The following is a 20265-nucleotide window of genomic DNA, read 5'->3' as shown; positions in this document are numbered from 1 at the left end:
CTCTTTATTCAAATAAGGCAGCCAAGAATTCGGCTACACATGCAGGTTTTTCTTGACCTTTAATTTCGATAGTGCAATTAAAAGCTACTTTAATTCCGTTATTTGCCAAAGTCTCAATTTCTTTAACAGAACTTAGCATACGTAACTCACTATTTACAGGCACAGGATTTGGAAAACGAACTTTGTTTAAACCATAATTTAAACCCATTTTTACACTTTTAATGGTAAATGCTTCCTCTAGCATTCTAGAAATCATAGCTACAGACATAAAGCCATGTGCTACAGTGCTTTTAAAAGGCGATTCTTTTTTTGCTCTTTCCTCATCAACATGTATCCATTGCTTGTCTAAAGTGGCATTCGCAAAGTCATTAATCATTTCTTGATTAATTGTATACCACTCGCCTTTTGGTAAATCCTTACCAAGCATTGTTTTAAACTCTTCAAAATTTTTAAATTCTTGTGCTTTCATAGTTATTGTTTTTTAGAGAATAAATCGTCATTAATTTTGGGCAATTCCAATTCGTATTTTACAGAAACTAAACGAATGATGATAATTACAGAAGCAGAGATTATAAAATTAATGTCTTTTGGAGCCTCTGCTAAATTTAAAACTAAATACGATAAACCACCAGCCAAACAGGCTGATGCATAAATTTCTTTTTCAAAAATTAAGGGAACCTTGTTCGTTAATACGTCTCTTAGAACTCCACCAAAAACGGCAGAAATCATTCCCATAATTAAAGCAATTAATGGATGCAAATCAAAAGATAAACCCTTTTGCAAACCTAATAAAGTAAATACGCTAATACCAATAGTATCGAATAAAAATAAGGTTTTACTTAGGAATGCAATTTTACTTTTGAATAAGAATGTTAAAAAAACCGCTAAGAAAATTGTCCATAAATAATTTAAATCGCCAATCCAATTTATTGGATGAGCATTGATTAAAATATCACGCAACATTCCACCACCAACAGCAGTTACAAAAGCAATGATAAGTACACCAAATAAATCGAACTTTTTGTCTGAAGCAACAAGTGCACCACTTATAGCAAATGCAAAGGTTCCTAAAATATCTATGGTATAAATTAAATTCATTTACACTGTAACTTCTGTAAATTTAATGTTCAACTCTTTTTGAAGTTGATGAATTTTTTCTAATTCTGATGGTAAAATAAAGGCTAAAGATGTACCAGTTTTACCAGCTCTTGCTGTTCTACCACTTCTATGTGTATAATATTCTAATTGTTCTGGTAATTGATGATGAATTACAAACTCTAATTCTCTAACATCAATTCCACGTGCAGAAACATCTGTAGATATTAAGTATTGTAAACTTTCGTTTTTAAAAGCACGCATTACTTTATCACGTTCTTTCTGTTGCATATCGCCTTCTAAAGCAGCTGCAGAAAAGCCTTCATCTACCAATTGTTTAGCTAAATTTTGAGCACCTGCTTTTGTTCTACAAAAGATAATACCCCTTTGTCCTTGTCTTTTTTCTAGAAATGTAATAATATCTGCTACCTTCTCTTTTAAGGTAGTTTTGGCAAATTGATGACGAATATTGGCGTTAACCAATGTATTTTTATTAATCTCTATTCTAGGTGCATTAGCATCCATATAAGTTTTTACAATGCGCTTAATTTCATCTGGCATTGTTGCAGAAAACAACCATGTTTTTCTATCAGATTTATTAGTGAACTTTAAAATTCGGTTTAAATCTTGTTTAAACCCCATGCTTAACATCTCATCAGCCTCATCTAAAATTACTGTTTTTACATGGCTTATGTCAACTGCACCTCTTTCAATTAAATCTATTAAACGACCAGGAGTTGCAATTACAATATGCGTGGTTCTCTTTAAATTATTCATTTGTTTATCTATTTTTTCTCCACCAAAAACGGCTTCTAAAAAAATACGATCATCTACATATTTCGTAAACTTGAACAATTGTTTTTTAATTTGCTGCACCAACTCTCTAGTTGGAGAAAGAATTAAAGCCTGAATATGATCTGAATTAGCATCTATATGATGTAATACAGGCAACCCAAAAGCAGCAGTTTTACCAGTACCTGTTTGTGCTAAACCAATAAAATCTGTAGGTGATTTTAGTAATACAGGTATTGCTTTTTCTTGAATATCTGTAGGTTTTGTAATCCCAATTTCTTTTATCGATTTTATATAATCTTTTCTAATTCCTAATGCTGCAAATGTTGACATGCTTTTTAAATTTTGTGCAAAGATACTTTTATTTAAAAGGTTGCAATAGATTTAAAATGTTTTCTCTTATTCTAACTGGTTTGTAACTTTTTGCATCTAATAAAACCCATATGGTTTTTGATTTGGCTAAAAGAGTTTCACCCTTATAAAATTCTATGAATCGTTCAGAGGTTACACCCTTAGTATTGCCAACATAAGTTTTAGCTGTAATTTCATCACCTAAAAAAGCTTCGCTTTTATAATCAATTTCGTGCCTGCTTACCACCCAAATGGTATCTGTAATTGGTTGATTTTTTGTTAAATGTGCCCAATGCGTAAAAGCAACTTCATCCATCCATTTTACGTAAATAGCATTATTTACATGATTTAAATCGTCTATATCTTCTGCTTTTATTTCGATTTTAACCTCGAAAAAATTATTCATAATTATCAATTTTCGTAAACTTATAAAAATTTACTTAGGTATAGCTAATATTGATGATAGTTTACCAATTTAATAAACTATTAGTAGGATATTTGCATAGAACTATGGCACAATTAGCAAACGAATTAGGTACAGAAAAAATTAATAAGTTATTGATAAAACAAGCAGTTCCTGCTACTATTGGAATACTTGTTATGTCTTTAAATATGATTGTAGACACCATATTTGTTGGGCAATGGATTGGTGTTTTAGCAATTGCAGCAATCACAGTGGTTTTACCTATTGCTTTTTTAATTTCATCTATTGGAATGGGAATAGGAATTGGAGGTTCTTCTATAATCTCTAGGGCTTTAGGTGCAGAAAACTCAGAAAAAGCCTTTCTAACTTTTGGTAATCAAATTTGTTTAACGCTAATTCTAGCCATCATATTTGTGCTTCTGGGTAACTTTTTTAGTGTCCCAATTTTAGATTTGTTTGGTGCAAAAGGAGATATTTTACCTATTGCATCAGATTATTTTGCAGTTGTTATTTATGGAGTTCCTTTTTTGGCTTTTGCAATGATGGGTAACCCTGTTATACGCGCAGAAGGTAAACCTAAATTTGCCATGTATGCTATGATGATACCTGCTGTATTAAATATTGTGTTAGATATCATCTTTATAAAATATTTTGATTGGGGTATGACAGGAGCTGGCTTAGCCACTTCTATTTCATTTGCCAGTTGTGGTTTGTATATTCTGTACTTCTTTTTATCTAAAAAAAGTGAATTAAAAATTATTCCTAAAAACTTTAAACTAGATATAAAAATTGTTAGAGAAATTGTAGAATTAGGTGGAGTTTCTGTTGTAAGACAAGGGGCTATAAGCATTTTAATGATCGTCTTAAATTATTCTTTATTTACGTATGGAGGAGAAATATCCATATCAATATTTGGAATTATAAACAGAGTAATGATGTTTGCACTATCTCCTGTATTAGGAGTTTCGCAAGGTTTTTTACCAGTAGCAGGATTTAATATTGGTGCAAATAAAAATGATCGAGTAAAGGAAACTATAAAGAAATCTATTTATTTTGGATCTCTTTTGGGCACAATAATCTTTATAGGAATAGTTGTTTTTAAAGAACAAATCATATTCATATTTACACAAGACAAAACCTTATTAAGTGAAACCCCAAATGCAATGCTTATTGTATTTTTAGTTACACCAATTGTAACTATGCAATTGATAGGCTCTGCATATTTTCAAGCAGCAGGTAAAGCTGTTCCAGCACTTATATTAACCTTACTAAAGCAAGGTATATTTTTAATACCTCTAGCCTACTTTTTACCAAAATATTATGGTGTTGCTGGTGTTTGGTGGTCTTTTCCTATTGCAGATACACTGTCCACAATTGTTACTGTTTTGGTACTTAAAAGAGAAGTAGATAAAAATTTAAATTCTTCAATAGTAAAAAATTAACAAACCTTTTCTTCCTAATTAAAAAAAAGATTGTACATTTGAAACGTTCATTTCAAATAAATGCCAAAAGTAGAAAATTTTAATAAAGAAGAAATTATAATCAAGGCTTTAGAAGTATTTCATTCTAAAGGTTACAACCTAGCTTCTATGCAGGATTTAGTAGATGCTACAGGCTTAAACAGGTCTAGCATTTACAATTCTTTTGGAAGTAAATTAGAGTTATACAAACTATGTTTAGCTGCTTATAAAAGAAACTCTAGAATTGCAGTAAATGATTGTTTAGAAAAATCTAACTGCGTTTTAGAAAACATTAAAGCAATATTTTCTTTAGCCATTTCTGAAAATGAAGAAGAATTAAAAAAGGGCTGTTTGTTTAATAGTTGTGCTTCTGAAATGGCCAATCAAGAAGCTAGTGTTAAACCCATTCTGTTAAACAATAACCTTCAAATGCAGGAATTATTTACAAGCTTAGTTCAGAAAGGTCAAGATAATGGACTTTTTAATACTAAAAGAACTGCTGGAGAATATGGTCTTTATTTACTTTCTTCTTTTCAGGGAATAAGAATTAGTGGTATTATATTAAATGACAAGAAAGATTTAGAAACTATTATTCAAACAGCAGTTTCTATATTAGAGTAATTTTTTTTTAAACTAATTTGAAACGAACGTTTCAAATAAAACAAATAACATGAGTAAATTAAAAAACAAAGTAGCCATAATTACAGGCGCAAACAGTGGAATTGGATTAGCAACAGCCAAAGAATTTTTAAATGAAGGTGCTAAAGTGGTTTTATCTGGTAGAAGAAAAGAAGCCTTAGATGAAGTTGCCAAAGAATTAAATGGTGCTTTTATTACTGTTGTAGCTGATGTAGCAATAGATGAAGACAATAAAAGGTTAATAAAAGAAGCTACAGACAAGTATGGAAACATCGATATTATTTACCTAAATGCAGGTATTGCAACTCCTACTCCAACTAATGAAGTTACTGCAGATCATTACAATTCAATATTTGATATTAATGTAAAAGGACCAATTTTGGCAGTAAAAGAAGTACTGCCTCATTTAAATGATGGAGGAACTATTTTATTTACAAGCTCAATTGTAAGTCAAAAAGGTTTTGATGGATTAGGTGTATACTCTGCAAGTAAAGGCGCTATTAGATCTTATGCTAGAGTGTTAACTTCTGAATTAAAATCTCGTGGAATTAGAGTGAATACCATAGCTCCAGGACCAATTGAAACTCCCATATATTCTAAAATGGGATTACCTGAGGACGTTGTAGAAGAAATGGGGAAAGGTTTTGCAGCTCAAGTACCTTTAGGAAGGTTTGGTAAATCTGAAGAAATTGCAAAAACTGCACTTTTCTTAGCTTCAGACGATGCTTCTTATATCAATGGAGTTGAAATTGAAGTTGATGGTGGATTGAGTCAGATTTAAGATTTAAATAATAGCTGAGTTATTTAAGTAACTCAGCTATTATTATAGTATAGATTCACCATTTAAATTGGTAGTGAGAATATCACTAAATAAATTAAAGAAAGGTCTTAAAGCTAAGAAACATTCATTTACGTTGTCTGTAAAATCTTTTGATAATACTTCTTTATCTGTAAATTTCTTCATGGCAATGAATCCTTTTTTTCTTAAAAGGTCTACGTCTTTATGATCTTTATCAAAACCTCTTGGAGCCGTTTTTAATTCGCTAAAACTGTAAAACGAATCACCAAAATGTTTTTGAAATTCATTATCCTTCAAAATGCCTCTAATTTCTGAAGCATCTTGTTCAATCTCTTTTCTTAATCGAAATAAATCATCTTTGTTGGGTTCCCAAAATCCGCCAGCTAAAAAAGATTCTCCAGGTCTCACTTGCAGAAAATAGCCTCCTCGTAAAGAAGCTCCTAACCTTGAATATGAATTCGAAAAATGTGCTTTGTAAGGTGTTTTATCTTTAGAGAAACGAACATCTCTATAAATTCGCATCATTTTAGATTTCTCTATTTCATCATGCATTTCTAGTTTTTCTAAAACTTCTGCAAATACAGCTTTAGCATTACCTCTTGCTTGTTCGTATGTGTTTTTATGTTCTGCAAACCAATCTCTATTATTGTTTTTGCGTAAATCTTTCAGAAATTGAAACGTAGCTTTATCTATTGTCATTTATATTCTGTTTGAACTTTCAATTTACAAAATAGAAATTGTAATTTCGAATAAGAAATGGATTTTAAAACAAAAGTGATTCAAAAAAGGTATGATGGTTATTTAACCACTTCAAGTCTATGGCTTAACCAGCCTATCTTTGGCTTACATCAATTTAAAATTGATTCTTTATCTCATAAAATTGATGTTTTACTTGACGATAAAATTCGATTAGGTAAGTACATAGAGCGATTTGTATCCAATCATTTATCTAGCAAAAATAACATAACAATCGTTGCTGAAAATATTCAGATTCAAAAAGAAAAAAGAACTTTAGGAGAATTGGATTGTTTACTATTAAAAGACGATAAACCCATTCATCTTGAGATTATTTATAAGTTTTATTTGTATGATGATTCTGTAGGAACCAATGAAGTTGAACATTTTATTGGACCTAATAGAAAAGATGCTTTGATTGAAAAGATAACAAAACTAAAGGATAAGCAACTGCCTCTGCTTTATTCAGAAGACTGCAAGCCTTACTTAAATCAAAATAAAATCAATCTAGAAGAAGTACAACAACAAGTTTTGTTTAAAGCTCAGCTATTTCTGCCTTATTCCAATCAATATATTGACTTTCAAACTTTGAATAAAGATTGTGTTGAAGGTTATTATATTCAACTTAAAGAATTAAACGAATTTACAGATTGTAAGTTTTACATACCAACTAAGAAAGATTGGCTTATTACACCCCATGAACAAGTAAATTGGATTGAATTCATTGAATTTAAAAGAGCTTTAGATGAGTTTGTATCTAGAAAATTTTCTCCTTTAGTTTGGATAAAATCGAAAAAAGGAAACCTAACTAAATGTTTTGTTGTTTGGTGGACATAAAAAAAGGGAACTCAAATTGAGTTCCCTTTTTTTATCCTTATTATTTAACAACTTTTAGTTGTTACTAACTTCCATAATTCCTGAAGTCTTGTTCCAAATCTTAATTTCGTCTTCTTCAGTAATTCCTTCTAAAACTTCTACATTAACACCATCTGAAGTACCTAACTTTAAGGTTCTTCTTTCGAAAGTACCTTCGCCTGTTTTTACCTCTACATAAGGCTCTTCTGTTTTATTATCGAACTTTAATAAAGCTTCTTTTATAGATAAAACACTGTCTTTTTTCTCTAAAACAATATCTGCATTAGCACTATAACCAGCTCTAATAAAATAGTTATTATCTAAAGAAACATCTGCTTTAATTTTAAATTGTACAGCACCACCTTCTTCTGTTCCTTTAGGAGCAATAAAGTTTAGTTTAGCTGGAAATTTCTTACCTTCTATAGCGCCTATTGATACTTCAATATCTGCACCATTTTGTAGTTTACCTACTTCAGATTCATCTACTTTTCCTTCAAAGATCATTTTACTCATATCTGCAATTGAAGCAATTGTTGTACCTGCGTTAAAGTTGTTAGATTGAATTACTTGATCTCCTTCCTTTACAGGAATTTCTAAAATAGTTCCAGAAATCTGAGCCATAATATTGGTATTTGCAGAACCTCCAGTACCAGCAGAACCTCTTTTAATGATTAAATAATCATTCTGAGCATTTTTTAAATCTTGCTTTGCTTGGTCGTAAGTTAATTCTACGTTCTCAAATTCTTGTCTAGAGATAACACCTTTATCAAATAGATTTTTATTTCTATCATACTGTACTTTAGCATTATCTAATCTAATTTGAATGTTATTTACTCTACCTTTTGCACTAATTAAAGATTGCTCATTAGGTACAACTCTTACAGTAGCAATTAAATCACCCTTTTTAACTTTAGAGCCTTCTAACAACATTATTTTATCAATAATACCTGTAATTTGTGGCTTAATTTCAATTTCTTCTAGTGGTGTAACTTTACCAGTAGCAACAGTTTTCTTAACTATTGTAGTTTTAAATGCAGTTTCTGTTTCGTACTCAACAATGCTCTTCTTGTTCTTTTTTCCGAACCAAATTAAGGCTGCTACAAATAGTACACCTATAACTATTAAAATTATTTTTGCTCTTTTACTCATGATTTTAGTTGATTATTTTTATTCTTCTCTTAATGCTTCTATTGGTCTAACAACTGTAGCCATATGTGCAGGTATTAAACCTATTAGTGTACCTAACACAATTAATGTTACAAATGCTATAATAATTATTGGAATATTTACGGTTGGATTAATTAGTGCTGCATCATCTCCTTGCCCAAAAGCAGAATCGATAAAATATAGTATTAAACCTCCAAATACAATACCCAGCATTCCTGCTATTGTTGTAAGAAATACAGATTCTAATATAATTTGCTGACGAATACTTTTAGGAGTTGCACCTAAAGCTCTTCTAATTCCTATTTCTTGTGTTCTTTCTTTAACTGTAATTAGTAAGATATTACCAATTGCAAATACCCCTGCAATTAAAGTGGCAATACCTACAAACCAAGTCATGAATTGTAACCCTGTTAAAAACCCAGTTACTTTTGCAATTTGAACTCCTAAGTTAAAAGAACCAAATGCTCTTTTATCTTCTGGGTGTACATTATGTAAACTTTTTAAAGTCAAAATAACATCACTCTCCATTTGCTCAATATCTATACCTTCATTGGCTGTAATTACCATCCAATCTATATTATTGGCTGTATTGTAAACCCTTTTGAATGTGGTAAAAGGAATGAATGCAGTATCTCCATCCAAATCAATTCCATTGGATGAGCCATAAACTCCAACAACTTTGTAATTTATACTATTAATTTTAATGTACTCACCTATAGGCTCTTCTCCTTTATCAAAGAGTTGTTTGTACATATTTTCTGAGATAACAGTTATTTTAGCTGATGATAAAATATCGTTTTCATTAATAAATCTTCCAAAGATTAATTTCTTTTTTTGAATTTGATCTAGAACTGGATAATCTCCACTTACTGAAAAATTACCAGATTTAAAATCATGAATAATTAGATTATTGGTTTGATTTCTAGGGGCTAACAATTTAATTTCATCTTGATATTCAGATTTTAACACCTCTATATCACTCATTTTAAGACGAAACCTTCTGCCCTCTTGAAAACCTTTAAAAGGTGTATCTGTAGACTGCGTCCAAACAAAAACACTGTTTGTTGCAAAGTCTCCAAAAATCTTTTTAAAACCATTGTCTACACCTCTTGCAGCTCCTAATAAAACTACTAAAAGAAATATACCCCAAAGAACACCAATAATGGTAATTGCGGTTCTCACTTTATTTTTACGGATGCTTCCGTAAATTTCTTGCCAAGTATCTGAATCAAATAAAAACTTCATAATTAATCTGCTCTTAGTGCTACAATTGGTTTAATATTGGCTGCTTTTTTAGCAGGTATGTAACTTGCTATTAAACCTGATAGAATTAATACTACAGTAGCCCCAATAACAATACCTGTGCTTACACTTGGGTCTTTAATAAAGTAATCTTCTTCTAGACTATTACCAATTAAACTTAATAAGTATGTACCAAAAGATAAGCCTAAATACCCTGCTAATGTGGTTATTAAAACCGTTTCTTGAACTACAATGCCTACAATAGATGATGGCTTTGCACCAAGGGCTTTACGAATACCAAATTCTTTCGTTCTTTCTTTAATCACAAAAATCATAATGTTAGAAATACCTATAATACCTGCTACTAAAGTTCCTGAACCTACAAGAATTACAATGGCATAAAGTATTCCCATAAATTGGCCAACTCCTTTATTTGCTTCTGCCATATTTTGCACGGAAAGTGCACTTTGATCATCTGGATGAATGTTCATCTTATTCCTTAAATCACGCTCCATTTGATTTCCAAAAGCAACAGCTGCATCTAAACTTAATTTAGGATTGTACCCTAAGGCAATTTGACTAATATAGTCGTTATTACCATAAATCATTTGAGCTGTACTTAAAGGAATAAATGCTTTACGCTCTTCATTATCACCTCCTTCATCAGAGAAAATACCGATAATTAAATAAGAACTTCCATTAACATTTAAACGCTTACCTAAAGCTGGTTTTTGACCAAATAAATCTTCTTTAATTAATCTACCAATTACAATTACCTTCGCTTTATCTTTAATATCTCTTTCATTAACATATCTCCCTTCATTAATAATCGTTTTTTCTAAAAATTGATGATCAGGATTGATAGCCATTACACTGTAATTACTAGCCTCATTTTTATATTTTAGTGTAAAATTCTTGTAAATTCTAGATGATTTATATTGAATTTTATTTCCATATTCATCATTAATGTAGTCGTAATCACCATTTCTCAATTGAATAGTTCTACCTGTCTGTAAACCTCTGTAAGGTTTTGTAGTTTTCCATACTCTTACAAACATTGCATTTTGTGCATCATCTGCAAATGCATCTGTAAAAGTGTTACTTAAACCACTTACAATACCAAAAAGTAAGGTGAATAATAAAATTGCGAAAGCAACAGTAAATCCAGACATTACAGAACGTAATCTGTTTTTATTGATGCTCTGAAAAATTTCTCTCCATCTATCTAAATCAAACATAATTAGACTGCTTTAGATGCTTTTGTAAATTCGTCACTAATAATAACGCCATCTTTTAAACGAACAATTCTCTTTGTTTGCTCTGCTACTTCTTCTTCGTGAGTAATTACAAATACAGTCATTCCTTCGTCATTAATGTCTTTTAACAAGTCCATCACAGAATCTGTAGTTGTAGAATCTAATGCTCCTGTTGGCTCATCTGCTAAAACAACTTTTGGTTTTGTAACCAATGCTCTTGCAATGGCAACACGTTGTTTTTGACCTCCAGAAAGTTCGTTTGGTAAATGATTTGCCCAATCTTTTAAACCTACTTTTTCTAAGTAATCTAAAGCAATTTGTAAACGTTCTTTTCTACCCATTCCTTTATAATACAAAGGAAGTGCAACGTTTTCTAATGCAGTCTTATATGAAATTAGGTTAAATGATTGAAATATAAATCCTAAAAATTTATTTCTTAAAAGTGCTGCTTTTTTCTCATTCATGTCTTTTATAAGCTGACCATTTAAATAATAATCACCTTCATCATGAATGTCTAACAAACCTACTATGTTTAGTAATGTAGATTTACCAGAACCTGAAGAACCCATAATAGATACAAATTCGCCTTCTTTAATATGTAAATCAATACCTTTTAAAACGTGTAGTGAGTCTTTTCCTATTGGATAAGATTTGTGCAGTTTTTCTATTTTTATCATGGGTTGGTTAATTTTATACTAAAGTATTGAATGCTATTTGAAGCGCTTATTAATTTTTTGTTAAAAGCCCTTATTTAGAACAATACAACCATAAGACGTATCAGTATAAATTATGTTACAAAAAAATTACAAAAAGATTTAAAATTTCTAAAAATTAGTAGATGACAGAATCTGCAGATTTAGATAATAAATTCCTAAATTAGCAGTTAATCAAGATATAACATGATTACTATCCCTAAGAATAAAAAATTAATTCTGTTTGATGGTGTTTGCAATCTTTGCAATTCTGCAGTACTAAAAATAATAAAGCACGATAAAAAAGATGTTTTTCTTTTTGCTGCTTTAGATTCTGATACTGGTAAAAAAGTAATTCAACATTTAAAAATTGATGTAGAAAAAATAGACTCTATAATTTTGTATGAACCTAATGTTTCTTATGAAATTAAATCTACAGCTGCCTTAAAAATTGCCCAAGATTTTGGTGGTATTTGGTGGTTAACTAGTGTGTTTATGTTTATACCCGAAACTGTAAGAAATTATGTTTATGATTACATTGCAAAAAACCGTTACAAATGGTTTGGCAAAAAAGAACATTGTTTGCTACCTAATTCTAAATTGAAAGCAAAATTTATTTAACATTAAAACTTCCCCCTACAAATGAAAAAATTAAATTTAAAAACCGACATTAAGTTTAAATTTACGATTGTCATTATTTCTTTATTGGTACTTATTTTAGTACTCAGTTCTCAATTCACAGATAAAAATTTCTATTTAGTAACCACAATAATTGGCGTTCTTTCATTAATAGCCATTATTATTTCTGTAATAGGACTTTTAAGATCTATTAAAAACCTAAAACAACCCACATCTAAAAGAAGAATTACTTCAATAATTGTAATTGCATTTGTTACGTGCTTATTTTTTTACTTAATTGTAGCCAATATTATTGAAGCTTTAAAACAAATAACATAAATGAATATACCTAAAGAAATTAAATGTGTCATTTTTGATATGGATGGAGTAATTATAGACTCTGAAGAAATTCATAAAAAGGCCTATTATGAAACATTTAATTCAATTGGTGTAAATGTTTCAGATGAATTGTATAAAACATTAACAGGCTCATCTACCATAAATGCATTCCAGAAATTAGTTTATCATTTTAAACTAGATTTAAATCCTGAAGATTTAGTATTAGATAAAAGAAAAAGGTATGTAAACTTTTTTGAGAATGATCCTACCCTTCATTTGGTAAAAGGCGTAGAAGACTTAATTAAACATTTATACCACAATAAAGTTACGTTAGTTTTAGCCTCTTCTTCTGCTATGATTAATATTGATAGGGTTTTTACGCGATTTAACTTACATCAATATTTTAAGGCGAAAATAAGTGGTGCAGATTTAAAGGAATCAAAACCAAATCCTGAAATTTTTGAAAAAGCAGCCATTTTAGGCGAAATTTCTAAAGAACATTGTGTGGTTATTGAAGATTCAGATAATGGAATTAAAGCTGCAAATGATGCAGGTATTTTTGTGATTGGCTATAAAAACCCAATGGCTAAAGATCAAACTTTAGAAAATGCGAATTATGTTTCTGATGACTTTCTACATTTAAAAGCAGCTTTGTTTTAATGGAGAAAATAATTCAGCTCACTACAGAAGATTCAGAAAATGTAGCTCTTTGGAAAATCACCAATGACAAATCAACAAACAAACATTTATTTCTAATTCATGGAACCTTTTCTGACAAAGATTTCTTTAATGGTTTTACAGATTATTTTTTAAACTTAGGGTACACTTGTTGGGCCTTAGATTGGAGAAATCATGGTGCAAGTAAAAAAACAAACAAAAAATTTAAAATAGCTACTATTGGTAAATATGATGTTAAAGCTGCATTCCGTTATTTAACAGATACTGAAAATATAGGTAAATTACATTGTGTTGCTCATAGTGGAGGAGGAATTGCAATTACAGTATGTTTAATACATCATCCTGAATTTAAAAAATTCATAAAAAGTATCACACTTTTTGGAGTACAAGCATTTGGGGCAAACACTGGCATCCAACAGAATATAAAACTACGAGTAGCCAAGTTATTTTCTAAATTAATTGGCAAAGTACCTGCAAAACTGGCGGGTTCTAAGAATAACGATGAAACCTATTTTACCATGAAGCAATGGTTTAACTGGAACATCTACAGGCAATTTAAAGACAGTAATCATTTTGACTACGAACCTGAAATGAAAGAAATTAAAATACCAATCATTTCTTTTTGTGCAAAAGGTGATGACTTTATAGCACCTAAAGAAGGTTGCCAATTATTTTTAAACGCATTTCAAAATCCTAAAAATGAGTTGGTTTATTGTGCAAAAGAATTGGGCAATTTAGAAGATTACAATCATAGCAGAATACTAAAGTCTAGAAATTCTATGAAAGAATTGTGGCCTAAAGCTGCTGCTTGGATGAATACACATTCTTAAATTTCTACAACAATTTAGACATTGCTGTTTTTATAATTTCAATGTTTTTTAAGTAATTAGATTTGCTTTCTTTTTTCTGCTGATCAACCATTTTTCGCATTAAGTTAATCATTACTTTATCAAAATTAAAACCAGTATACTCTTTCCCTTTCACAACCATATCATCTACTAAATTTTGAATAGCTTCTGTATTGTTGCTTACAGCAATTTGATCAAAAGCTTTTTGATATAAGACTTTTGTAGCATCATCATTCGCCAAAAACATTCCAGAAACTACACTTTTAGCAACGAAAGGCAACTCAGATTCATCTTTAGCCTCAATAAATATTTTAGTTAAAGGCGTTGCTAATATTTTACGAACTTCATCTGGTAATTCTTTAGATTTTTGAATAGCCAAAGGTTGATCTATATAATACATAGAAACCAAAGCTTTACCCAATACAGAATACGATTTGCTTTTTAAGGCCTTCTCAAATATTGGTTTTAATTCAGGGTCTGTTAATTTACCTAAAGTGCTTAAAGCTTCTGCCTGAACTAAGGTTTTTTCATCATTATTGGCCATTCTCATAATTTTACGAATGGCGTCTTTTTTAGAGAACTTATTTATTAAATCGATTTGTTGTAAAGCCAAAATTCTAATTTTGTAAGAATCATCATCTAGTGCACTAACAATGGCATTAAACGCATTTTTATCATCTTGTTTAGAAGCTACCTGAAACAATGCCTCTCTTCTATGTGCAAAATTATCGGCATTTTTAAGTTGAAAAATATATTCGCTTAAAATTTTGTTTTCATACAAATTACATACTAAAACATTATCTGCATTTACTTGAATTAAATTAGGCTGTTTGTTGTATGGAAATGTAAAAGAAGCATCATTTGAATCTATAAAAACGGTATGTCTTGTTTTTTGATTCCCTTCAAAAATATCAATAGCAAAAGGAAACTTAAATGTTTCAGATTGCAACTGAGCAATGTTTACCGTAACTGTTTTTCTTAATGTATTGTAATCATAAGAAATTTCAATATTTGGATGATTTGCTCCAAAATACCATTGATTAAAAAACCAGTTTAAATCCTGCCCAGTAATTTCTTCGAACACCAATCTTAATTGATGTACTTCTGCAGTATCAAATTTATAATTGGTTAAATAGGTTTTTAATCCTAGAAAAAAAGCTTCATCGCCTAAATATTTTCTAAGCATGTGAAGTATTGCTCCACCTTTATTATAGCTAACTAAATCAAATAATTCTTCTCTATCATCATAATTATAACGAACTAAGCTTTTATCTTGATTTTGACCATTTTTATACGCCTCAACTTGCTCATAATAATGCATTTCTGCATCTGTTTTACCATATTTGTGTGCTCTCCAGAGATATTCACCATAATTGGCAAAAGACTCATTTAAGGTCAAGTTAGACCAACTTTCTGAAGTTACTAAATTACCAAACCAGTGATGAAAAATTTCGTGAGCAATTGTATTTTCTTGTAAATTGGCATCTATTAATTGTCCTGGTTTTTGATATGCTTGTTCACCATGCACAACTGTAGTAGTATTTTCCATGGCTCCAGAAACATAATCACGAACTACAATTTGACTGTATTTTGCCCAAGGATAATCTACTCCTAATCTCTTCTCGAAAAATCCAATCATTTCTGGAGTTAAGCCAAAAATATCTTTTGCATATGGTGCATATTCCTTTTCTACATAATAATTAACAGGTATATTTTTATAACTGTCTTTTATAATAGCAAACTCACCAACTCCCATGAACGCTAAATACGGAGCATGTTTTTTATCTTGTTTCCAATAATCGGTTCTGTTGTTACCTTTATTGGTTTGGCTAACTAATACTCCATTAGATAATGTTTGGTATTTATTAGGAACAGTAATCGCTATTTCTTGGGTCATTTTTTGGTTAGGTGCATCTATAGTTGGGAACCAAGCAGAATTAGCTTGTGTTTCACCTTGTGTCCAGATTTGTGTTGGTTTGGTAGCATCTTTACCATCTGCATTTATAAAATACAATCCTTTGGCATCTGTTATAGCCTTACTTCCTTCATCTTTTACCTTTTCTGGTCTAGCAGTATATTTAATATAAATTGTAAACTCTTCGTTCTTGGTATATACTCTAGGCAATTCAATTTCTAAAACATATTCATTATATTCAAATGCGAGTGGTTTGTTATCTAAGCTAACTTCGTGAATGCGCATTGAATTGGCATCTAAAGACACTTTATTTGTAACATAAAAGTAAGGTGATGCTGTAATCCATGCTTCGCCATTCATGGTTTTATCATCGAAATTAAAATCCACATTTAACTTGGTGTGTATTAGTGTATGTTTTTTCTCTTTCTCTGCTTTATATGTACTGCTTTGTGCCAAAAGTGATGTACTAAAAATTAAAAAGCTTAAAAAGAATATGGTATTGAACTTCATAAATGGTATTGTCTTGGAACTTCAAAAATAGTAAAACTGATTGTAGAAGCTGTTAATGCTCAGTTAAATTCAATAAGTATACCAAAAAAAGAAGAGAGCCAAAATTCTAAAAATTTTGACTCTCTTATTATTACAAGTTTTTGGGGGAAAACTAATTTAATTCGCGTTAAAGATGTTACCTAAGTTTCCTAAGCTATTTTCATCCATTTCTACACTGCTCAACATTTGTACAATTTTAGAAGGGTCCATATCATCACCTAACAATCGTACAACTCCTACTCCATTTTGATCTCCATAACCAAAGGCTACAATTTCATCAATAGCTTCTGTTTTACCAGAATAGAATACAGATACATTCATACCCTTCAATTTCATGGCCATAAGACTTTTGTAATCTTCATTATCTTTAAAAATCTCTTTTAACTTAGCTTTTTCAGTTTCATAAGAGGCCTCATTAGCTTCTGTTTTTGGAAGAAAAACAACATTAATCTTCTTAATACTTTGCATAGTTTCTTTAACATCATCAGCTACATCTGCTTTTGGAGATAATACTGAACTTACAGGTATATCTCCTGTATAGAAACCTTCTTTACCACTAGTATCTACTAAATAGGTTTGTAAAGATTTATCATTTTTACAAGAACTCATTAGCAAAACAACTAATAGGAAAGAAAATACTGTGGTTAATTTTTTCATTTGAATATTTTTGGTTGAATAAGTTGGGCTATTACACCCAACTTATTACATTGGTTTTACTTGTTTTCTTTTACAATTTTATCTGTATAATCAGCCATTTTATTAATGTCTATATTACCTGTTAACGATAACACCATAGCTTCAGACATTCCATTAGTTTTCTTGTCTATGCCTTTAACAAACATTAAAACTTCGCTTACAAAATCTTTGTTTTTAGTAGCCTTTACGTAAATTTTAACTCTAGAATCGTCTTCTTTAATACGCATTAACTCTGTAAGGTTTGCTTTCTTAATGGCAGACTTTACCATGCTTTCCATTTTGTTTGCAATGGTTACATTATCTGTAGAAAACATTTTGAATTCTTTTAATTCATTTAACATTTCAAAGGCTTGCATTACATCATTACCTTCTACTTTTGCGTCTTTTGGTTTAAACTTGTTAAGCAACTCAAATGCATCTTTGGTTACCACAACCATATCTACTTCATCTAAATCTTCTAAACTATCAAAGATTGATTGTGCATTAGAAAACATTGGTGCTAATACAAATGCTATTAATACTATTATTTTTTTCATAATTTCTGTGTTTACTTGGTTTTACTAATTTATTACTTGGTTTATTTTAATACTTTTTTTACTGCAGTTCCATGCTTATAAAATTGGTCTACTGCTTGTTCTCCTTTTTTAAGGTTGCTAGACAATAAAGTGAACCCTTTATTTAATTGTGCATAAATTTTTTCTGCTTTTTTTCTTTCTTGATATTCCTTATATTCTTGCTGGCCAAGAAATACACTGAATAATAACATTACAGATGCTGCTACAGACAACCATTTAAAGTTCATCTTCTTAGATTTCTTAGGCTCTAACTTTATGCTTTTGGTATAAGTATCTTCTTTTACAGCAGTAAAATATGTAAACATATACGCATACTCTTGCAAATGTGGAGCAACATTACCTTCTGTAAAGTACGTTCTTAAGGTTTGCTCTTCTTGCAATGTAGTTTCTGCATTTTCATACTTTTCTACTAATTTTTCTATGTTAGCTAACTCCATAGTTGTGTTTTTTAATTAATTCTTCTCTAATTGTTTTTCTTGCTCTAGATAATGCTACTCTAACTGCTGTTGGCTTCATATCTACCATTTTACAGATCTCATCAAAATCATACTGTTCAACATCTCTTAATTGAATAATTATCTTTTGATTTTCTGGCAATTTCTCTATCAATTGGTGCACTTGGTTTACACTGTCTTGATATTCTAATTTCTTATCTAAAGAAGTTTCTTTCTCTTTATAATTACTATGTACTAAAGTTAAATTACTTGCTTGCTTACTTTTTAAACGATCATAACAATAGTTTTTAGTCATTGTCATTGCAAATGCTTCAACATTTTTATAATTCCCAATTTTACCTTTGTTTTTCCATAGTTTAAAAATAAGCTCTTGGGTAGCATCTTCTGCTTCTTCTCTAGATACTAACAATCTTTTTGCTAGTCTAAAAACCTTATCTTTAAATGGTAAAACAACTTCTAAAAAGTCTGACTGGTTCATGGGTTGATTTTGTTTTTCTGATATTTTTTCATCTCTTATATCAGGTTTACATAATTACGACGAGTAACAATTTATTTTGTTACATCCATATTTAAAAAAAATACTAAAAAGGTTTACATTGCGTTAAATTTACTGTAAACATTAGACTTTTCTTTATGAAAAAAAATAAAAATATTATCTACTTCTTACTAAGTTGTGCGTTATTCTTTGGTTGTTCTAAAGAATATGAAGTACCTCAAAATTTAGTTGTGCACGATTTTGTTTGGAAAGGTTTAAACGCTTATTATTTATATCAAGATGATATTGCAGATTTGTCTGATAGACGTTTTAATTCTGATGAGGAATTAAATGCGTACTTAAATTCTTTTGCAGATTATAATTTACTTTTTGAAAGTTTATTACTTGAAAACGATATAAAATCTACCTTAATAGAAGATTATAATACTTTAACAGCTCCTGAATTAAGAAGTAGATTTACAAATGGTTTAGAATTCGGAATTATTGCAGACCCAAACAATTCTGAAAATGTCTTGGGTTATGTAACACATATTTTACCAAATTCTAATGCTGCCAATCAAAACATTAATAGAGGTGATTATTTTAACGCTGTTGATGGTGTATTACTTACAAGACAAAATTATCAGGATATTTTATTAAATGGTCAAGATAATTTTACCCTGAATATGGCAAATTTTGATGGCAATACAATTACGCCAACTACAACTACAGTTAGTTTAGAAAAAGAAGGTTATAATTATCCTGGTATTTTTATGGAAGACGTTTTAGCTGTAAATGCGGATAATGTGGGCTACATCATTTACAACAACGATTTCTCTACCAACTACATTAATAACTTAAAACAAACTGCAAACAATTTTGTAAGTCAGAATGTAAATAAATTGGTTTTAGATTTAAGGTATAGCATTGGTTCAGGAAGTTTTGCTAGAAATATGGAAGCATTTGCAAGCGTTATCACTGGGCAGTTCCAAAATGAAGTTCTCATCAAAGAAAATTGGAACAATAAAGCACAAGCTTGGTTTTCACAAAATCAACCAGATTCATTGGTTACACGTTTTTCTGCTAACAATGCCAACACTTCTGTTCAAGGCATGCAGGTTACAGATTTATTTATCATTTTAAATGGTGCTAATTTTGAAGGCTCATCTGCTATTGAATTACTGGTAAATAGTCTAAATCCGTATATGAATGTGCAAATAATTGGTAACAATACTGCTGGAAACAATACAGGTTCTATTACACTTTATAATTCTGAAGATTATGATTTTGGACTAAAAAACACATCACATACAGTAGCTTTACAACCTGTAGTGTTAACTTTCTCAAATAATAACGACGAAACCTATAATAACGGATTATCACCTATAATAAATCTGTGTAATCAAGAAGATATTCTAAATTTAGGCGTTTTAGGAACAAGAACAGAACCTATTCTAAATAGCGTTTTAAATTTAATTGAAACTGGAGCAGCAAATTCAAACACCAATTGCAATCCTAACAATTACGAATATCTGTTTAATAGTATTGCTCCACAAAGAAATATTGATAATGGGGTTTTTATAGAACAAGATTTACCTAATACAAATTAA

General features: G+C 30.1%; 23 protein-coding genes. 9 read left to right on the top strand and 14 right to left on the bottom strand.

Translation table 11 applies throughout. The features are described from left to right. Window positions 1–4: 4 nt before the first annotated feature. From V7R38_RS09175 to V7R38_RS09160, 4 genes are read right to left on the bottom strand one after another with little or no spacing between them, the layout of a single operon-like run. Window positions 5–469, bottom strand: a complete 465-nt coding sequence (locus V7R38_RS09175; RefSeq protein ID WP_334057790.1) for a MaoC family dehydratase — start codon at window positions 467–469, stop codon at window positions 5–7. A gap of 2 nt (window positions 470–471) precedes the next feature. Then, complete coding sequence (locus tag V7R38_RS09170) at window positions 472–1098, bottom strand: trimeric intracellular cation channel family protein (RefSeq protein WP_334057788.1); 627 nt, start codon at window positions 1096–1098, stop codon at window positions 472–474. Then, window positions 1099–2220 (bottom strand): DEAD/DEAH box helicase, encoded by a 1122-nt coding sequence (locus V7R38_RS09165; protein WP_334057786.1) that lies wholly within the window; start codon window positions 2218–2220, stop codon window positions 1099–1101. It lies immediately after the preceding gene. A gap of 28 nt (window positions 2221–2248) precedes the next feature. After that, complete coding sequence (locus tag V7R38_RS09160) at window positions 2249–2644, bottom strand: acyl-CoA thioesterase (RefSeq protein WP_334057784.1); 396 nt, start codon at window positions 2642–2644, stop codon at window positions 2249–2251. Window positions 2645–2748: 104 nt separating this feature from the next. Here V7R38_RS09160 and V7R38_RS09155 point away from each other — a divergent pair, with 104 nt between their 5' ends. The 3 genes from V7R38_RS09155 to V7R38_RS09145 are packed head-to-tail and all read left to right on the top strand — an operon-like array spanning window position 2749 to window position 5542. Then, a complete protein-coding gene (locus V7R38_RS09155; protein WP_334058653.1) occupies window positions 2749–4104 on the top strand; it encodes an MATE family efflux transporter in 1356 nt (451 codons plus the stop codon). 60 nt (window positions 4105–4164) lie between these two features. After that, complete coding sequence (locus tag V7R38_RS09150; protein WP_334057782.1) at window positions 4165–4743, top strand: TetR/AcrR family transcriptional regulator; 579 nt, start codon at window positions 4165–4167, stop codon at window positions 4741–4743. A gap of 49 nt (window positions 4744–4792) precedes the next feature. Beyond that, complete coding sequence (locus tag V7R38_RS09145) at window positions 4793–5542, top strand: SDR family NAD(P)-dependent oxidoreductase (RefSeq protein WP_334057781.1); 750 nt, start codon at window positions 4793–4795, stop codon at window positions 5540–5542. 42 nt (window positions 5543–5584) lie between these two features. Here V7R38_RS09145 and V7R38_RS09140 read toward each other — a convergent pair whose 3' ends face one another. After that, window positions 5585–6259 (bottom strand): DUF2461 domain-containing protein, encoded by a 675-nt coding sequence (locus tag V7R38_RS09140; protein WP_334057779.1) that lies wholly within the window; start codon window positions 6257–6259, stop codon window positions 5585–5587. 57 nt (window positions 6260–6316) lie between these two features. Between V7R38_RS09140 and V7R38_RS09135 the strand changes: the two genes are divergently transcribed. Continuing rightward, entirely contained in the window at window positions 6317–7132 is an 816-nt protein-coding gene (locus V7R38_RS09135; RefSeq protein WP_334057776.1) for a DUF1853 family protein, read from the top strand. 54 nt (window positions 7133–7186) lie between these two features. Here V7R38_RS09135 and V7R38_RS09130 read toward each other — a convergent pair whose 3' ends face one another. The 4 genes from V7R38_RS09130 to V7R38_RS09115 are packed head-to-tail and all read right to left on the bottom strand — an operon-like array spanning window position 7187 to window position 11492. Next, window positions 7187–8299: an efflux RND transporter periplasmic adaptor subunit gene (locus tag V7R38_RS09130; RefSeq protein ID WP_015480340.1), complete on the bottom strand. Its 1113-nt coding sequence runs from the start codon at window positions 8297–8299 to the stop codon at window positions 7187–7189. Between the two features lie 18 nt (window positions 8300–8317). Then, on the bottom strand, window positions 8318–9562 hold the full coding sequence (locus V7R38_RS09125) for an ABC transporter permease (RefSeq protein ID WP_015480341.1): 1245 nt from the start codon (window positions 9560–9562) through the stop codon (window positions 8318–8320). A gap of 2 nt (window positions 9563–9564) precedes the next feature. Further along, window positions 9565–10797, bottom strand: a complete 1233-nt coding sequence (locus V7R38_RS09120; protein WP_334057773.1) for an ABC transporter permease — start codon at window positions 10795–10797, stop codon at window positions 9565–9567. Window positions 10798–10799: 2 nt separating this feature from the next. Then, window positions 10800–11492 carry an ABC transporter ATP-binding protein gene (locus tag V7R38_RS09115; protein WP_015480343.1) on the bottom strand — a complete coding sequence of 231 codons (693 nt, stop codon included), beginning with the start codon at window positions 11490–11492 and terminating at the stop codon, window positions 10800–10802. Between the two features lie 222 nt (window positions 11493–11714). Here V7R38_RS09115 and V7R38_RS09110 point away from each other — a divergent pair, with 222 nt between their 5' ends. From V7R38_RS09110 to V7R38_RS09095, 4 genes are read left to right on the top strand one after another with little or no spacing between them, the layout of a single operon-like run. Next, on the top strand, window positions 11715–12128 hold the full coding sequence (locus V7R38_RS09110) for a thiol-disulfide oxidoreductase DCC family protein (RefSeq protein ID WP_334057770.1): 414 nt from the start codon (window positions 11715–11717) through the stop codon (window positions 12126–12128). Between the two features lie 21 nt (window positions 12129–12149). Continuing rightward, entirely contained in the window at window positions 12150–12464 is a 315-nt protein-coding gene (locus V7R38_RS09105) for a hypothetical protein (RefSeq protein WP_334057768.1), read from the top strand. After that, the gene (locus V7R38_RS09100) at window positions 12465–13124 is read left to right on the top strand and encodes an HAD family hydrolase (protein WP_334057766.1); all 660 of its coding nucleotides are present in this window, start codon (window positions 12465–12467) and stop codon (window positions 13122–13124) included. Beyond that, the gene (locus tag V7R38_RS09095) at window positions 13124–13972 is read left to right on the top strand and encodes an alpha/beta fold hydrolase (RefSeq protein WP_334057764.1); all 849 of its coding nucleotides are present in this window, start codon (window positions 13124–13126) and stop codon (window positions 13970–13972) included. The genes V7R38_RS09100 and V7R38_RS09095 overlap by 1 nt, the downstream gene beginning before the upstream one ends. A 4-nt stretch (window positions 13973–13976) precedes the next feature. Here the strand turns inward: V7R38_RS09095 and V7R38_RS09090 are convergent, their stop codons facing one another. The 5 genes from V7R38_RS09090 to V7R38_RS09070 all read right to left on the bottom strand — a co-directional run bounded on the left by V7R38_RS09090 (window position 13977) and on the right by V7R38_RS09070 (window position 18658). Next, on the bottom strand, window positions 13977–16415 hold the full coding sequence (locus tag V7R38_RS09090) for a M1 family aminopeptidase (RefSeq protein ID WP_334057762.1): 2439 nt from the start codon (window positions 16413–16415) through the stop codon (window positions 13977–13979). Window positions 16416–16571: 156 nt separating this feature from the next. Beyond that, complete coding sequence (locus tag V7R38_RS09085; protein ID WP_334057760.1) at window positions 16572–17111, bottom strand: DUF4252 domain-containing protein; 540 nt, start codon at window positions 17109–17111, stop codon at window positions 16572–16574. 56 nt (window positions 17112–17167) lie between these two features. Beyond that, the gene (locus V7R38_RS09080; RefSeq protein WP_015480350.1) at window positions 17168–17686 is read right to left on the bottom strand and encodes a DUF4252 domain-containing protein; all 519 of its coding nucleotides are present in this window, start codon (window positions 17684–17686) and stop codon (window positions 17168–17170) included. A 41-nt stretch (window positions 17687–17727) separates the two neighbouring features. Beyond that, window positions 17728–18162, bottom strand: coding sequence for a hypothetical protein (locus tag V7R38_RS09075; RefSeq protein ID WP_334057758.1), 435 nt, complete (start codon window positions 18160–18162; stop codon window positions 17728–17730). Continuing rightward, complete coding sequence (locus V7R38_RS09070) at window positions 18149–18658, bottom strand: RNA polymerase sigma factor (protein ID WP_015480352.1); 510 nt, start codon at window positions 18656–18658, stop codon at window positions 18149–18151. Before V7R38_RS09070 ends, V7R38_RS09075 begins: the two co-directional genes overlap by 14 nt. A gap of 155 nt (window positions 18659–18813) precedes the next feature. On the opposite strand from V7R38_RS09070, the gene V7R38_RS09065 reads away from it, so the two are divergent. Then, window positions 18814–20265 (top strand): hypothetical protein, encoded by a 1452-nt coding sequence (locus V7R38_RS09065; RefSeq protein ID WP_334057755.1) that lies wholly within the window; start codon window positions 18814–18816, stop codon window positions 20263–20265.

The sequence above is a fragment of the Polaribacter sp. P097 genome (genome assembly GCF_036864555.1).
GTDB lineage: Bacteria > Bacteroidota > Bacteroidia > Flavobacteriales > Flavobacteriaceae > Polaribacter.
The sequence above is the reverse complement of the archived record's forward strand: the minus strand, read 5'-3'. Positions and strand labels throughout refer to the sequence as shown.